The organism is Nocardia shimofusensis NBRC 100134 (assembly GCF_001613125.1).
Lineage (GTDB): Bacteria > Actinomycetota > Actinomycetes > Mycobacteriales > Mycobacteriaceae > Nocardia > Nocardia shimofusensis.
The window spans coordinates 144,392-160,878 of record NZ_BDBT01000011.1 but is presented as its reverse complement, the minus strand read 5'-3'; the positions used below and the strand labels follow the sequence as shown (position 1 = coordinate 160,878).

At 67.4% G+C, this 16,487-nt stretch carries 10 protein-coding genes and 1 pseudogene; 4 read left to right on the top strand and 7 right to left on the bottom strand.

Annotated elements, in window-relative coordinates; genetic code table 11:
• Window positions 1-57 precede the first annotated feature (57 nt).
• Entirely contained in the window at window positions 58-264 is a 207-nt protein-coding gene (locus tag NS3_RS14820; protein ID WP_067859833.1) for a hypothetical protein, read from the top strand.
• Here the strand turns inward: NS3_RS14820 and NS3_RS14815 are convergent.
• A complete protein-coding gene (locus NS3_RS14815) occupies window positions 254-538 on the bottom strand; it encodes a hypothetical protein (protein ID WP_157101350.1) in 285 nt (94 codons plus the stop codon). The genes NS3_RS14820 and NS3_RS14815 overlap by 11 nt on opposite strands.
• Window positions 539-571: 33 nt before the next feature.
• Here NS3_RS14815 and NS3_RS14810 point away from each other — a divergent pair, with 33 nt between their 5' ends.
• The 3 genes from NS3_RS14810 (at window position 572) to NS3_RS14800 (ending at window position 3,894) form a co-directional block, all read left to right on the top strand.
• A complete protein-coding gene (locus tag NS3_RS14810) occupies window positions 572-1,645 on the top strand; it encodes a DUF459 domain-containing protein (RefSeq protein WP_067859829.1) in 1,074 nt (357 codons plus the stop codon).
• A 214-nt stretch (window positions 1,646-1,859) separates the two neighbouring features.
• On the top strand, window positions 1,860-2,195 hold the full coding sequence (locus NS3_RS14805; protein ID WP_067859827.1) for a hypothetical protein: 336 nt from the start codon (window positions 1,860-1,862) through the stop codon (window positions 2,193-2,195).
• 28 nt (window positions 2,196-2,223) lie between these two features.
• The gene (locus NS3_RS14800) at window positions 2,224-3,894 is read left to right on the top strand and encodes a DUF885 domain-containing protein (protein ID WP_245649628.1); all 1,671 of its coding nucleotides are present in this window, start codon (window positions 2,224-2,226) and stop codon (window positions 3,892-3,894) included.
• 44 nt (window positions 3,895-3,938) lie between these two features.
• Here the strand turns inward: NS3_RS14800 and NS3_RS14795 are convergent, their stop codons facing one another.
• From NS3_RS14795 to NS3_RS14775, 6 genes and pseudogenes are all read right to left on the bottom strand, one after another.
• A complete protein-coding gene (locus tag NS3_RS14795) occupies window positions 3,939-4,889 on the bottom strand; it encodes a hypothetical protein (RefSeq protein WP_157101349.1) in 951 nt (316 codons plus the stop codon).
• Window positions 4,890-5,463: 574 nt separating this feature from the next.
• On the bottom strand, window positions 5,464-11,496 hold the full coding sequence (mobF, locus tag NS3_RS14790) for a MobF family relaxase (RefSeq protein ID WP_067859820.1): 6,033 nt from the start codon (window positions 11,494-11,496) through the stop codon (window positions 5,464-5,466).
• Window positions 11,497-12,097: 601 nt separating this feature from the next.
• Window positions 12,098-12,298 carry a hypothetical protein gene (locus NS3_RS14785; protein ID WP_067859817.1) on the bottom strand — a complete coding sequence of 67 codons (201 nt, stop codon included), beginning with the start codon at window positions 12,296-12,298 and terminating at the stop codon, window positions 12,098-12,100.
• A gap of 106 nt (window positions 12,299-12,404) precedes the next feature.
• Entirely contained in the window at window positions 12,405-13,994 is a 1,590-nt protein-coding gene (locus NS3_RS14780; RefSeq protein ID WP_067859814.1) for a hypothetical protein, read from the bottom strand.
• 558 nt (window positions 13,995-14,552) lie between these two features.
• Window positions 14,553-14,756 (bottom strand): annotated as a pseudogene (locus tag NS3_RS28495) (single-stranded DNA-binding protein); the annotation flags it as partial.
• A gap of 246 nt (window positions 14,757-15,002) precedes the next feature.
• On the bottom strand, window positions 15,003-16,412 hold the full coding sequence (locus tag NS3_RS14775) for a DHA2 family efflux MFS transporter permease subunit (RefSeq protein WP_281205645.1): 1,410 nt from the start codon (window positions 16,410-16,412) through the stop codon (window positions 15,003-15,005).
• Between the last annotated feature and the right edge of the window lie 75 nt (window positions 16,413-16,487).

Below are 16,487 nucleotides of genomic sequence, written 5' to 3'. Positions count from 1 at the left end.
ATGCCGACGATCATCCGCGACGAGATCAAATAGAGCCTGGTCGCAGCCACCGCGCCGGTGCGCGACCGCGACAATCTCAGCATTTCCGTCCTCAACGTGTACTTCGACGTGCTGGCCATGCTGGCCCGTGGTGGTGTCAGCGCGGTCGTCGAGGTCGCGTTCCATAACAAGCTCTGGCGTCCAAACGTCGCTCGCCTCGGACTCGACGCCTTGGTGATCGGCGACTACCTGATCGACAAACCAGCAGCGAAGCTCATCCGATGACCCGACCAAGAGAAAGGAACATGACCAGCGTGACCGACACCGACCCGAGCATGATCATCGACGGCATCCGCGTACGCCACGGCGACGCCGTGCGCATCCGCGCCGACTGCGACATCGCCGCCGACGTCGACTTCCTCATCGATCCCGACGCCACCATCACCCTCGGCAATCGCGTCAGCCTCTGCCGCGGCACCACCCTGCAAGCCAACACCGGCGGCCACATCACCATCGGCGACGACGCCGCGATCGGCGAGAACGTCGTCATCTCCGCCATGACCCACATTCGCATCGGCCGCGGCGTCGCAACATGGTCGACATTCAAGACCACAACCACCGCGCCCGCACCCACCACACTGTCACCTCCGACGACGCGCTCACCTCGTGGGCCAGCGCATTCGAGACCGCACCCGTCACCGTCGAAGTCGGCGCGATCGTCTCGAACAAGGTCTCCATCACCGCCGGAGTCGCCATCGGCCAGAACGCACGCATCGGCGCCAACGCCGTCGTGACCGCCTCGATCCCACCCAACACCACCGCACTCGGCGCCCCGGCCCGCGTCAGCAGCCGTCATATCGGCCCGCTCGTCTCCGACGAGCCCCGCCGTGAGCTGCATATCGGCTGGTTCGGCACCAGCCTGATGGAACACTACGAAGCCCACAACCCGCGCCTGTCCACCCAAGCCGACCTGCCCGCGATCGGCGAGCAGATCGAAGTCACCCAGTGGCGCAACCGCGGCTACGTCCACGCCGTGACCACCGGCTGGCAGGCCACCTACCCATGGATCACCATCAGCACCGACAACCACGGCGAAGGCGGCGCAACCTCCCGACGGGTCCTCACCAACCTGCGTACCGCCATCGAGGTCGGCAGTCGATGGGATCTCGCCGTACTCGGCGTCGGCATCAACGACGTCTGGCGCAACCATCAAGGCCGCCACAGCGAAGCTGTCGACATCGACGAATACGACACCAACCTGCACACCGCACTGGACCTGCTCACCGGCCGTGCCCGCCGCGTCGTCGTTATCGGCGAACCACCCATGGGCTGGGCCCTCGGCATCGACGTTCCCGCCGCCAACACCGACCTGATCGCCTACAACCACCGTGCCCGCCGTGCCGCCGAAGATACCGGCGCGCACTACATCGACCTGTGGGACACCATCGTCTACGCAGCCACCTGCTACGGATGGTCACCCACCGCGCCGTCCACACCAGCTCCCGGCGGCCCCAGCATATGGAGCGATGGCGTCCACCTCTCCGAACTCGGCGACGAACTGGTTCGCCAAGTCGTCATCGGCTACATCGCCGACCACCGGATCATCGAGGACCTGCTCACTCGCGATCGGCTCGACCGGGCCACCGCCGCCCGCGTCTACATGTGATGCGCCCACCGCACGCCACGATCGCCCTGCTCGAGGACCTGATTGCGCGGCCCCGCAGCCGCCCTCAGGTCATCTTCTGTGATTGGAACGGCGTGCTGTGCCGGAAACCTTTCTGGCACAGCATCACCGAAGACTCCGATCACCCGGCGTATGCGATCCTCACCAGAGAGCTCGACAGGCTGTTCACCCCCGGCAACAGGAAGGCCGCGACGGGATGTGCGGGGCACTCGGCTCACGCGCGATCCTCACAGCCCTGTCTGCCCACCACCCGCAGCTCGACACCGACCAGCTTCTGGTCCAGTTGCTCGCCGGCTTCTCCGACTTGACCGCTGATCAGCAATTGCTCGCGGCTCTACGACGCGCGCAATCCTCGGCCACGATCGTTCTCGCCACCGACAACATCGCGGAGTTCACGACAGGCTTCCGTACCGCCGTGCACCACTCTGGCGAGCGCTCCGCAGTGGGGCGACGCCGCACGGTGGCAGTGTCCGATGACATCGTCAGCTCGAGCGACTCTGGTGTTCTCAAATTCGAAAACCCGGGCCGGTGATGCCTCCGTGTCCGCGAGGATTATGGCTATGGATCGGGAGCTATGGCGGTTGGCCGAGCACTACTGGGATACCGTGCTGGAGTTCGCGCCCACCACGGCGACGATGCTGGGTGATCACCGATTCGACGACCGTATCGAGGATGTCTCCGTCGAGGCGGAACAGCGCACGATGCAGGCTTGGCGGCGGATACAGCAGCAGGTTGTAGCGATCGATGCCTCCCGCCTCGATCCCGCCGATCATCTCGCTCGCGACCTTCTGCTTGCTGATATCGCTCGAGCTGTCACCGAACTGGAGTGGCGGCCGGTCGAGATGAGCGCCGGACAAATGGGTGGGGTGCATGCTCGCCTGTTGACCAGCTTGTCTCAGATCACGGCCCCGCACGCGATCGCTGCTGAAGCCTTGGCGCAGCGGCACAGGCAGATCGGCGCCCTGCTCGATGAGGCGGCACGTCGCTTCCGGGACGGGCTCGGCGTCGGCCGCGCCCCGGCCCGTGTCACCATCGAGCGTTCCATCAACCAGATTGATTCGTATCTGGCATCGGAGTTGTCGGCCGACCCGTTCGTCACCGTGACAGGCCCCGAGGGCTGGATGGGGGAACCGGCGTGGCGCAACGAGTTGGCCGAGATCGCTCAGGAGGTGGTTCGGCCGGCGTTTCACCGCTATCGCGACATGCTGGCCACCGAACTCCTCCCGTACAGCAGACCGGGGGAGCGGGCAGGTCTGTGCTGGCTCGGCGACGACGGCGCCGAGATCTATCACCGCCTGATCCGCTGCCACACCACCATGCTGGGACTCGACGCCGACGATATCCATCGGATTGGTTCGGCCGAACTCGACCGGCTCCGCGAGGAATATGCACGGGTCGGGCATCGACAGTTCGGAACCACCGACACAGAGCTCATCTTCGCCCGCCTGCGCCAGGACCCTGATCTGCGATATCGCGACGGTGCGGAAATCCTCGCCCGCACCCGCAGGTATTTCGATGCCGCAGCGGCGGCCGCAGCTGATTGGTTCGGTCGGCTGCCTACCCACCCCTGTGAGATCGTCGCGGTTCCGGACTACCTGGCCGCGGATTCACCCGCCGCCTACTACTATCCGCCCGCCGCCGACGGGAGCAGTCCCGGCACCTATTACGTCAACCTGCACAACGCGGAAGGTCAGGCGCGCTACGAGACCGCGGCGGTAGTCTTCCACGAAGCCGTGCCCGGCCATCATCTGCAGCTTGCCCTGGCTGCAGAGTCCACCGACCTCCCACGTTTCCAGCGGCAGTCGTGGGCAAACACCGCGTTTGTCGAGGGGTGGGCCCTCTACGCGGAACGGCTCGCCCACGAAATGGGCCTCTACGACGATGATCTCGACCTGCTGGGCATGCTTGCCGGCGATTCCCTGCGTAGCTGTCGCCTGGTTGTCGACACAGGACTACACGCCAAGGGGTGGTCGCGCCAGCAGGCGATCGACTTCATGTCCGCCCACACACCGAACAGCATTGAGGAGATCACCGTCGAAGTCGACCGGTACATCGACATCCCCGGCCAAGCCCTCGGATACAAACTCGGGCAACTCGAGATTCAGCGTCAACGTGCTCGAGCCAGTGAGCGCCTCGGGCGTCGCTTCGATCTACGCGCATTCCACGACGCCGTATTGGCCGCGGGCGCGCTGACCCTGCCGACGCTCGCTGCTATTGCCGACACACTCTGACCGCGCCCTCGGCGCCGTGTACACAGCGTCGAGTGATGCGTACTTCACCGGTGATCACCGGGAGTCCTACGCTGCATCCACGGCGGTGACACCAGGACGAATACCCCGGGGGAAAGGTTTCGTTCGCGCTGCCGCTGTTGGCGTTCGCGGCGGACGGCGGCGGCGAGGTCGTAGATGGTGTCCAGATCGGCATCGGTCCCGCCGAGGATCTCGACGTCGGAGTATCCTTCCTCGACGTCATAGTCGTGGTAGGCGATCTCTTCGGCGGCGTGGCGAGGACATCCCGGATCGGTGACGATGGTCTCGTCGTCGTGGATCCGCACCCGGACCCGGACCGGGCCGCCACCGCAGGGAGAGTATCCCTCGCCGCGGCGGGATCTGTTTTCCCCGGCGCCGAGCAGGCAGCCGCGGCTGTGGACGGCCTCCGCCGATGTCGATAGGACCTCGGCCGCTTTCACGGCAAGCCCGAGCTGATCCCGCAACGGCCCGTCGGTGATCCGGAGCAGCCCCCGCAGAGGCACGGTGATTTCGTAGAAGGCGCGGGCCACGGTGTGCCATTCGATGTAGGCGATCTCGGCGTCTTCCCGCACGTGCGTCAGATGCTCGATCACCTGACGGACACTCGTATGGAACCTGCCGGGATCCTCGCACTGCACGAGCCGGTGGGGTTGGCCGTCGGGTCCGGGCACGGTCACCGGCCGCAGTCGAGCTGAACTCAGTCTGCGTACACGCGGCGACAATACCTCCGCAGCGGCTACGACGTCGGCTTCGGTGGGGTCGTGCAGACCAGCCGGATCGAGGTGCGCGGCATCGCGCCGACGCACGTATCGCAGCACTCCGTCGATTTCGATCTTGTGCGGGCGCAGCCAAGCCTTCAGGCGTGCGTGCTCGGCGAGTTCGTCGCCGCGGCGCTGGGCTGCGGCGAAGCTGAGCCCAGCTTCTTCGGCGATGCGACGGGTGCGTCGGCGTCGGCGTGCGCTGCTGCTCTTGGGCATGGTCTCGTCCTGTCCAGCGCAGGTGCCCACGCCACCCCGCCGATGACGAAACACGTTCGTGGGCATAGGGGTATGAAGCTTCGCGGGCCCCTGGTGAGGACCTTGGCCATCATCGTCGTGAACCGGCGTGGGCGGTTCGACTCCGGCGGGGAGCGTGCGCGTCCTGACTCCGGGCTCCAGCATAACTGCCCGACCCGAGACGGTCTCGAATTCGCAGGAAGCGGCGATGCGGGCGATTGCACGACAGCAGGCTCAGAAAGCAGCGGAGCAGGCACGCCGGCACGAACTCGCGCGCATCCAGGCTGCGCGGAAACAGGTGTTGGCACGGCTACCGCCCGATGTCGCGCGGGTACTCGAGGTGAGTATGCCGCCACTGGAACGGGAATTGGATTGTGAGCCCGTGGCGCCGGGCAGCGGCATGACTCGCGCCGGGCGAGAAGCTCGGGCCCAGGAACGCGAGTGAGGGCGGGAAGCGCGCGGACGCTGACGGAGGAAGATCCGCGAGGTGAGAACGGCGACCGTGTCGAATCTCGATTCCACGGGCCCTTGGGCGGTCGCGTGGCCGAGGAGTCTGTTAGAGGTCCATGTCCGGGTCGTGGGTGGGTGTGGTGTGGTCGGGTGCGGGCTGTTCGTCGGGCAGGTCGGTTCGGACGGCGTGCCGTAGTTCGTGTTCGTGTTGGTGTTCCGCAGGACTGAGTTCGTGTCGTCGTCGCTGCTCGCCGTGGAGTTGTTCGATCTCGGTTCGGGTGTCGACGACGAACTGTTCGGACATCGCCTGGGTGCCTGCGGCAGGGTTCAGGGGCGGATCGGGCTGGTCTCTTCTGAGGAGCTCATCCCAATGTTCGGGTTTTCCTGCGTAATTGATGGCGTTGCGTCGGGCTTCGCGGGCGTCGGTGCGGGTGCGTGTGAGGTCGCGTTCGTTGGCGGCTTGTCGACTGACGAGTTCGTTTATGCGGGTGCTGAGGATGTGGCGGGTGCGGCGTTGCCGGGTGGGCGTTTGGTCGAGTCGCCGACGGTGGGTGGCGAGTTCGCTGCGGGTGGCGTGGAGCGCGCGGGTCGCGTGGTGGAGGAGTTCGTCGGCGTGGAGTGCTGTTCGGATCGCGTCTTGGGCGGTGCGGTGGCGGGCGACGAGTTGGTCGATCCCGGGTTGGTCGTCGGGTTCGGGTGGTGCCGGGGCATAGGCGGCGGTGTAGGTGTCGTTGAGGGCGAGTTGTTGGTGGAGTTCGGTGATCCGGTCGGCGAGTTCGGTGTCGGTGAGCGTGAACAGCGGATTGTCGACCGGCGGGGTGTAGGCGGGTGGGGTTTTGGCGAGGGGGTGCTCTCGGACCCAGGCTTCGATCTGGGCGCGGTGGGCTGGGTTGGGTGTGGCTTTCCAGTCGCGGCGCAGGATGGCGTGGACGGTGGTGAGGGGTTTGGTGGCGGCGAGGTGGTTCGCGCGGGCGGTCGGATGGTGGGCGGGGTCGTGGTCGGGGACGCCGGGTTGGTGGGTGTCGCGGCAGTCGTGGCAGAGGCCGTCGTCTGATCGGCGGGGCGGGATGGGTGTGGCGTCGGTGGGGCGGCGTTCGATGTTGCATGCGACGCATTCCAGGCCGCGTGCGCGGTGGGTTGCGGCTTTGTCGTAGTCGAGTGCGTAGGCGGCTGGGGTTGGGTCTTTGGCTTCGTCGCGACGGTATCCGCGAGCGGAAAGCGGATCCGATTCTCGGGGCGGCGCTTCGGGAGGCCGCGGTAGTGGAGGCAGGTGGGAGTGGGGTAGGTCGGGGTCGTCGGTCAGGCGGCGGACTTCGTGGGCGTCGGGTCGTGCCCAGGGTTGGTCGTCGATGCCGGCGCGGGTGTCGTGATAGTCCTGCTCGTGGCGGCGGGCGCGGACCTGCGGGTCCGGTAGTGGATCGTGGATCAGTTCCGGATCGTGCTGAGGTGCGTGGTCGCGTGGTGCTCGCTCGCGGTGTCGGCGCTCGAACGTCGGTGGTGTGGGGGCGTGGTCGGGGCGGCTCTGGTAGATGCCGGGGTCGCTGGTGGGGGTGCAGGCGTCGATGAGCGCTTGATGTTGGGGGAAGCGTTGTCCGGCGTGGCGTAGGTGTGCGGTGGCGACGGGATAGGGGTAGCGGTAGAGGGTGTCGGCGACGGCGCCGAGGACCCAGCGTTGTTCCTCGGTGAGGCGGTTCTCGAACTCGCGGAACCGCCGCACTGCCGCACGAACGCGCCCTTGACGAAGCAACTCGGCGACGATATCGATCTCCGCGCCCGCTTGGGGTGGCCGTGCGTTGTGTGGTGACTGCGTCGGCGTCGCTGGTGCAGGGGCGTCGTTCCTGTGGTGAGGCGTTTCGGTGTCGGGTGGGTGTTCGCGGCTGTTGGGGTCGGGCAAGGGTGTGGTGGGTTGTTTGTTCATGGGGGTGCTCTGGGTGGGTGGGGTGGGTGTGTGGTGTAGGAGTGCGTCGGCGCGCCAGGCGAGGGCGGCGGCGATTTGGTCGGGGCGTAGTCCGGTGGGGTCGTCGGGGGTTGCGGCGGTGAGGAGTTCGTGTGCGGTGGTCAGGAGTTGTCGGGGTGTCCATCCGGTGCCGGCGGCGCGGTCGACGGCGGCGACGACCCTGGGCCAGGCGGGGTCGTCGATGGCGCGGTCTGCGGTGTCGGGGCCGAGGATGTCGTGGAGGTCGGTGATCCAGTCCGGGCGCAGGTTGCGGTCGCGGCCGTCGAGTGCGGAGGGGGCCAGTTCCAGGCGCGACCACAACGCGGCGGCGGGCATCTCGTCCGGTAACGGCCGTGCTTCGGTGGCGGTGCGCAGGCGGGTGGCGATGTCGATGCCTGCGCGGGCGGCGAGGTCGATGCGTTCGGCGATCGCTGGCCAGTGCGGGTCGGTGAGGATCCGGGGTTCGATGGCGCGCACGGTTTCGGCCCACTGGTGAATGGGGCGCGCGGGATCGCCGAGTGCTGCTTGGATGCGGGTGTCGAGAAGGTCTTGGTGGTTGTGTTCGCGGACGGGGTACCGGCGGGGGCCGGTCGGTCGCAGATCGGCGTCGGGGATGTGCAGGCTCGCGCGCCAGACGGCGAGATCGGCGAGTAGGACAGGGTCGGCGCCGAGTAAGGGCCGCGCCCATGCGGGTGCGGTCAGGGGGCTCCAGGCGATGGTGTCGCGGCGGATGTGTGCGGCGAGTTCGGTGAGGATGCGGGCGCGGGCATCGGCCTGGGTAGTTGTCGTGTCGAGCCCGGGTGGGATGGCCGGTGTCCACGGCAGGGGGCCGGTTCCGGTGGAGTGCGTGCCGGTGGGGTCGATGCGCCAGTCCAAGACGGCGGCGGGATCGGCGGCGGTGTCGAGTTCGCGTTCGGCGATGGCGGCACGAAGTACTGCTATGGGGTCGGTGCCGGTGGCGGCGATTGTCGCGAGGTGCCCGCGTAGTGTCGGGTAGGCGGGGCTGTCTGTGAGGCCGGGGTGCAGGGTTTCGGCGGCGGTGTGCAGACGCGCGAGCGTGGTCGGGCCGAGGGCGTGTTCGGCGGCCAGGGCGATGCTGTCGTGGTAGATGTCGAGTGCGCGGCCGATTCTTCGATGCGGGTCGAGTGCGTCGCGCAGTTGGGTGGTCGCGGACTTCTGCGCGCCGTCACGCGCGAGGATCTGGATGAGGTTCTCGACGGCGGTGCGTGGGTCGATCGCGGGTTCGGTGTAGAAGGAGCCTTCGTCTCCGCTCAATGCCGAGGGGATGTAGGCGTGGTTGGCGTGCACACCGCGGGTCATCGCGACATACAACTGCTGCCGGGTTTCGCCGCCGGTGAGCGCGACATGGCAGGTGTCGGCGGTGATTCCTTGCGCGGAGTCGATCGTTGCCGCGTATCCCAGACGCACGTACCGTGCGACGTAGTCGGCCGGAAGCCGGACACTTTCCGCGGATCGACTGTGGTGGCGGGCGCTGAGACTGCCGTCGGTGTGCACTGTGGTGACGGTCCAGGCGTAGCCGTTGCGCACCCAGTCACGGTCGCCGAGTCGCAGTTTCGCATTGTTGCGGCGGGTGCGGATGGTGTCGCCCACCGATGCTGATGTGCCGTCGGCGAGTGCCACTTCCAGTCCGTCGATGCCGCTGTCGCGGGTGAGGCGGTCGGCCCGCGCTCGGGTGTTGAGGGCTGTGACGGTGTCGTGGTTGGCAGCCAGCATGATCGCCTCAAGCCCTGCGGCGTGATCTGCTGCCCACGCGGTGTAGGCGTCGTCATGGGTCGCGCCGACATGGCCGCCGTGCACACGATCGTTGTCGAGGTACCAGCCCAAAGCGGCCGGGTCGCCCTCGCGCAGCATCAAACTGGCCGACGCTTCGGCGGTGGAGGCGAACCGCACGACATGAGTGAGGGTGAGAGCGTGCTCCGGTGCGGCGGCGGTCATATCGGCATCGACGCCACCGGCGTCGATAGCAGGCAGTTGATGGTCATCGCCGAGGCAGCGGATCGTCGCACCGCGATCGGCGAGGAATCGCAGGAGTTTCAGGCGCTTGACGGTGCCGATTTTGACGTGTTCGTCGACGATCACGAGGGTGGTGAAGTCGATGTCGAGGACCCACTGCGGCAGCGGCGGCGGGTGATCTTGCTCGGATACTGGGTTGGTCGGGTTGGGTCGGTGCAGGTCGATGACGGTGAGGAGCTTGTCGACCGTTTCGCAGCGCGCCTGGATCGATTCACCGAGGACCGCGGCTGCTGCTGCGGTGGGCGCGAGCCCGAGCACGGCGCCGCGACTGTTTCGCCAGGCCGCGGTGAGCACCGACATACCGGTGGTTTTCCCGGTTCCGGCGGGTGCGTTGGCGGTATGCACGCGCAAGCCCGAGGCGGCGAATCCCTCGATCACGCTGCGCTGCCCGGCGTTCAACGCTCGATCGGGGTGAGCGGCATTGTGGTCGCGGATGGCCGTGGCCACCACCTCCGGCGCGAGTCGACGCGCGCCAGGCTGCACCGACAACTCGATCAACGCGTCCTCGGCGGCAAGGATCCGGGTCGAGGTGTAGATGCGGGCGCCGGCCGGGGTGTAGACGCTGGAATGATCGCGCCGTTGCAGCGCCTCGGGGACGGTGGCGAGTTCGGGTTCGGCGGTGATATCGGGGTCGTCGAGTGCGATCGAGCGGGCGGGGTCGAGGGCAGCGGCGAGTACCGCCCCGGCAGCAGAACCCCAGTCTCGGCCATGTACTCGGCCCCGGATGTGGCGTTCGATCTCGGCGCGTACGTTCGCCGGCCGCCAGGTCGAGCGGTGTTCGGCCACGACCTCGAGGACCCGGTCGGCGGTCCGTGCGATCCACTCGCGAGTGATCTGGGTCCGCGGTGAACGCGCCGGATTCAACGCCGCTGACACCGTGGCCGCGACGGCCTGCCGGGAACCGAGCAGTGTGATGGCTTCACCACGCCAGCCGCGTCGCTGTTCGGCATGGGAGCGTGATCGGTGTTTGATGGGGCGGGTTTCCAGGGTGGCTTGTTGAGCCAGACGCCGTAGCTCGATCGGGATGGGTTCGCGCCCGTGGAGGTGTTGGAAGTCCGCGGCCAGTTCACCGACACGCGAGCGGATCGCGGTTTCTCGCCGCGACCACGCCTCAATCAACCGCATGGGGATGCCGACGATTTCACGAATCGGGCGTTTGGCCGGGTCGGTTCCGGCGCGTTCGGCGAACTCGACACCGATGCTGTCTTCGAGGTGGTGTTCGAGGCGGGTGTTGTAGATCTCCGACACCGTGACCACCACCCGATAGACAGCGGCGCCGTCGAGGGTGCGCCAGCGGCCATCGAGCGTGCGTGCCCGGTTGGCGATAAGGACGTGGGTGTGCAGATCAGGGTCACCGGCACGACTGTCGCGATGGGTGAAACAGGCCGCGATAATGCCCTCGACATCGACCTGCCGGACACCATTTCGGCCCAACCTCGTGTAGATCCCGTGCTGCTCCAACCACGCCAACGCATCCGCTACCGCATCCTGGTGGGCGGCCTCGATCTCCGCCGACACCGACAACGGCGCCAACGCCCACAACGCGGAAACCGACTTGACCGGACTGAAGGTGATGTCGAAACCCGCCACCGCCGTCGTGGATGGGCGTGAGTTCTTCGCAATCCACCCCGACAACTCCCGCGCATCATTCGGCGGCCGGGAGTACTCGTCGATGAACGTGTCGAACGCGACCCGGGTACGGATCCGCTCGCGATCGGCATCAGCGATGATGTCGTCAACCGGTCTGCCGTGTGCGATGTTGTGTTCCCTGTATTCCTCCAAGCATCGGTTTCGGAAATCGGAATTGATCGCGTAAACGCGAAATGGGCTACCCAAGCGTGACGCCTTATCGGCCGCTTCGTCGGCCTGCTTCGGTGTCGAACCGGCCGCAATCTCGTTGTTGTAGACGCGGTCTTCGATCAGGTCGGCGTCTGGATGGCGACCAAGTCCGAACAGCGACTTCATCTGCGACTCGGTCACTTCCGCGCCGATCTCGATGTCCAGCGATGCCATGCCGGTGCCCCGCCAGATGCCGGGAGACTCCCCGTGGGCGGAATAGTAATCCGACAGATCGGACCGGCCGCGGGAGTCGGTGTCATGCGCGGCAACATTTCGCAGGTAATACTGGTAGCCATTGCCTGCGACGGCTTTGTGAATCGTCGCGGTCATAACTCCATCGAGCGCTCCGAACCGGAGAAAGTCGAGGGTTTCGAGTTATGCAGTTATCGGCACTTCGGGAAAAATGCCTGCACGTTACCGGATCGGTATCTGAAGAGTCGGTGTTTCACGCCTGGATGCAAGAGGTGTGCTTGAGAAAAGGTGGGCAGAGCGCGAGGGATGAGGCGATGCGGAGGGCGTTGGAGCGAGGCGCGCAAGGCTGGAACAGCAGAAGAGGGCGGGAGCAGCGATTGATGAACGAGCGGTGGCAGAGGTACGGGAGCCGGTTCGAACGAGTTGAGGGTTGCCGTAGGGATCCGCGTGTGTTCTCGCCGGTGGGCTCGGCGCTCGCGCCGGCCGGCCGGGCCGTGCACGCTCGGCCCGGACCCGGTCATAGCGACCGAGCCGAACCGAGCTGCCCACGAGGCGATCGCGTCAGGTCGGTGGCGCGGGGACTGGTGTCCAGCCCGCGGACTGGCAGGCGTAGTGGCGGTCATCGAGGCCCACGACGTCTCCGACCGAAAGCGACCGGTGCCTGAGGGCATACCAGGCGCGGGCGTGTTCGTGGTCGTCGTGGTGGCTGGGGTGGTCGTTGAATGTCGAGAAGACGCGTTCAAGCCAAGGCGTCGTCGGTGTCGGTGCGGATTCGGTAGGTGTAGGCGAGCATCAGCGGGGCTCCCGACTGGTGGCCGTTGCGGAGTGCGGTCGGGTCGGCGTTGAGGTAGACCCGAATCTGGATCGTGGTCGGTCGTGCGCGTCGCTGGCGGTGCAGCGCTGGGCCGAAGCGGCGTGCCGGGCTCGGTCGGTGGGGCATGGAGGTGTGTTCCTGTCGGCGAGAGGGATTGGTGGACCGGTCCGCCGCGGGGAGTAGGCACCGCGGCGGACCAGCGAACAAGGGGGCAGAGAATGCTGAGCGGAGGTCAGGCTGCTGTCGTGCGGCCGCTGGTGGGGACGAGCCCGAGGTCGATGCGGCAGCCGGTGCAGTAGTTGTCGGCGTGGACGATGCCGTTGCGGGCGCAGGCGTCGCAGCGTCCGATGCGCTGCCCGGCCCCGAGCGCGGAGCTGCGACGCGGGCGTCGCGGCGCGGGGGCCGGGCGGCGTGTGGAGGCGGCGGGCTGGTCGAGGTTGGCGGCCATCCACCGGGTGATCAGCCGCCAGGTCGGTCCGGTGTTCGCGGCGGCGTCACGGACGCGGTCGAGCAAGGCGCGGGCCTGTCGTGGGTGGGTGGCGGTGATGTGGGCGCAGCGGGACGCGACGTAGGAGCGCAGCCCGAAACCTTCCGGAAGGGCCGGGATACCGGGGCGGCCGTCGGCGCGGCAGACGTCGCAGAGTCCGTCGTCGCTGACCGGGGCGCCGTTGCGGTCGTGGAGGGGGCGGCGGTCGCGTGCGGGGCGGTCGATCCAGCAGCCGACGCACGGCCATCCGAGGTAGGAAGTCATGGCGGCGAGGTCGTAGTCCAGCCCGGAGCCCTGCCAGGTCGATTCGGGTGTGTCGAGCTCGCTGTAGGGCAGCAGGATGTCGTAGTCGGAAGGAACCGAGATCCCGGTCCGGCGTTCGGCGAAGCGGCTCTGATCGGCGGGAGTGATCCGCGGCGGCAGCTGCGGCCGATTGCGGCGGACACGTGGGCGTCGCGGGTGCGAGGACGGCTCGGCCCCGGCCCCGCCCCTGGTGTCGTGCTCGTGCAGGAACTCTCGCGCTTGGTCGTCGAGACCGGTGTGGCGGTCGTTGTGTCCGGTGTGGCGTTCGGGGATCGTCGGGGCGAGCAGGTGGCGGTCGGTTTCGGTGTAGCAGTCGGCGACGTGCAGGAAGTAGCTGCGGTCCCACAGCTCAGCCTGCACGTGCGCCCACACCTGATCGGCTGCCTTCCTCGGGTCGGGCACCGGCGCGGTGCGGTCCTCGTCGACCGGGGTGTCGATCGCGAACAGCCGGTCGGCGGCATAGCCGGCGTACTCGCGTTCGCGGCGTTCGGCCACCCGCAGATCGCGGTCGCGGTGGCGCAGGCTCACCCTCCCGGTCGTGGGTGCGGGGATGCGGGCGCGGCGGGCGTCGATCGCTTCGGCGCGGTAGCGGGCTTTGTCGGTCGCGGGGGTGGGGGTGGCGGTGAGTCGGTCGCGGTGGCGGCGGTCGCGGATGGAGCGGCGGACCCATTCGGCGGCTTCGAGGGAGGTGTCGGATGGGGTGGGCAGTTCGGGGCGGTAGAGGCCGGGGTCGCCGTCGGCGGTATGGTCGATGATCATCGCGCGCAGTTCGGGGCGGCTCTTGGCCATCCACCCGAGGCGGCGGGCGGCGACCTTCCACGGGGAGCGGGCCATGATGTCGGCGGCGCGGTCGAGGAACTCCCGCTCATCAGGGGAGGCCAGAGCCAGCACCGCGGTGAAACGCTCACGCGCGGTATCGGGGTCGACCTCGAGCAGGTATTCGATTTCGCCGAGCGCGGCGGCGAACGGCGAGACCACATCAGCGGCCTTGGCAGGGACGGTGGTGTCGGGTGTGTTCAATGTAGCGGTCATCAGCAGGATTCCTGTTCTGTCGATGGACAACAGCTCGGCCCCGCACCGGACGCGCGCACGAGGCAGGCAACTCCGGCACGGGGCTGGGCGGCGGGTCGTCTGACCCGCCTGAGTGCGACTCGACCGGGGCGGGCACCCGACACGACGGAGGGAACGCGCCGATGCGGGCGGCGGCGAATTCGCTGCGCCAGACCGGCCGACCGCCGCGAGCGTCAGGGGCGGCGCGCCGGTGCGAAGTCGGTGACGGCCGGGCGCGGGCCCGCAGTGTGGCGGGAGCACGCCCTGGTAGCACTCGGGCAGGCGGGGCAGATGGCCGGACGAACAGCCCTCACCACCGACACCAACCTGATCCGCTGAGCCGCGCCGAACGGCCCGGCATACCGGCTGTGTCCTCTCGCCGGTACCTCGATGGGGAGGACCCGGGTTCGGCCGCAACGTCAGAACGGCGGTTGATCCGCTTTCCCGAATCTGGTCCCGGCCAACGCCGATTCACCGGGATGCCGTTCCTCCCGTGTGTCTGGCCGGCGTTGGTGTTCGAGCTGCTCGTTACGCCGCCGCGCGGTTGGCTCTCGAGATGGTCGCGGTGGCATACCGCAGGGACGCGCCGAGTTCGTCGACGGCGAGTTCGACAACCGTCCGCGTCTGGCCTTCGCGGGTGTCATAGGTTCGCTGTTTGAGCCGTCCGGTGACGATCACCCTCGCGCCTCGGGTCAGCGTTATCTGGAGTTGCTGCTCGGATGTCCTTGACGTCCAAGCAGCGTGGAATGGCGCGGGAGTCTCTGCTACCTAGACATCTCGTCTCATGGTGTCGTTGTGGTGGAGGGGAGGGTTGCTGCCTCGGGTAGAGATGACAGCGAAGTTCCCGCCTGCCGCCTCAGACGACGTGAATGGCGGTTCGGGCCGAAAGTCCTCGTCGCACGGGGTCGCGAGTCAGAGGAGTGCCGGGTGATGTCGCAGCAGCCGCCTACGCGCGGCGGCTGCGACGACTGAAACTCGCTCGGTGTCTCTTTATGCGTCTCGCTTAGAACCGGGAATCGGGGTGCTTGTCGCTGGGGCCAGAACGGCGAGGACGGTCACGAGTCCGGCGATGATCGCTGCGGCGACGATGGCGGCGCTGTATCCGTGTGCTGTTCGCTGTAGTGCGTCGGTGGCCGTCGAGTGGGTGGTCACGGTGCTGGCAATGGTGGCCAGAACGGCGAGCCCGATCGCGCCGCTGATCGTTCGAGCGGTATTGATCAGTCCGGAGGCCAGGCCTGCATGTTCGGCGTCGATACCTGTGGTGGCCAGGGCGACACAGGGCATGAGCACGATGCTGGCGCCGGCCGCCCAGACGAGTGTGGGTCCGAGGATATGCAGGTAGCCGCTGTGTGGGGTGATGGTGGCCAGCCAAGCGAGTCCGCAGGTCATGAGGATGCCGCCTGCTGCGATGAGTCGGCGTATCCCGATTCTGGGAAGCAGCGATTTCGAGGCGAGGGCACCGCCGGTGAGCACGATGCTCATCGGGACGAGGGCAAGACCGGTGCGCAACGGGCTGTTCCCGAGAATCTGCTGGAGGTAGAGCGACAGAAAGTACATCGTGGCGGTCATGATCGCGCCGAGTCCGGCGATGATCGTGTTGGCGACCACGATGTTGCGTCGACGCAGGATCGGTAGTGGCACCAGTGGTTGTGGGCTGCGCTGTTCGGTGAGAGCGAACAATCCGAGCAGGGCGATGGCGGCGATCAGGGGGCCGATGACGTGACTGGAGGTCCATCCCAGGGAACCGGTTTGGGATATTGCGTAGGTCAGGACGCCGACGCCGAGGGTGATGGTCACCGCGCCGGGCACATCGAGGGCTTGCTTGCCGCGTACCTGCTCGGTCGTGAGGGTCATCGCCGTCAGTAACCAGAGCAGCACACCGATCGGGACGTTGATGAGCAGCACCCAGCGCCATCCCAGGAGATCGGTGACGACACCGCCCAGCACCAGGCCGAGTGCACCGGCTGCGCTGGAGGTTGCGCTCCAGATCGCCAGTGCGCGAGCGCGGTGTTCTCCGGTGTGCGTGGCAGTGAGCAGGCTCAGGCTGCCCGGTGCCAGCGCCGCTGCGCCGACACCCTGCAGCACACGCGCTGCGATCAAGGTCGTCGGGTCGTGCGCCAGGCCGCCGGCGAGGCTGGCAAGAGTGAACACTGCGATGCCGCCGAGGAAGATTCGGCGGTGGCCGATGAGGTCGGCGGCGCGGGCGGCCAGTAGCAGCAGGCCGCCGAAGGTGACCAGATATCCGTTGACGACCCACTGCAGCGCTGAGGCCGTCATGTCCAGATCCAGGCGTATCTGGGGTAGCGCCACGTTCACCACGAGTCCGTCGAGGACCACCATCAGTTGCGCTCCGCAAGCCAAAGCGAGTACCGCAACCAGTCGGGGTCGGGATTTCGTCACCGAACCAGCGAGGTAAACATTGTTCACCTCACTGAGGTTAGAGTCCGTCGCGGTCGGCGTCAATGCCCGCCGTAG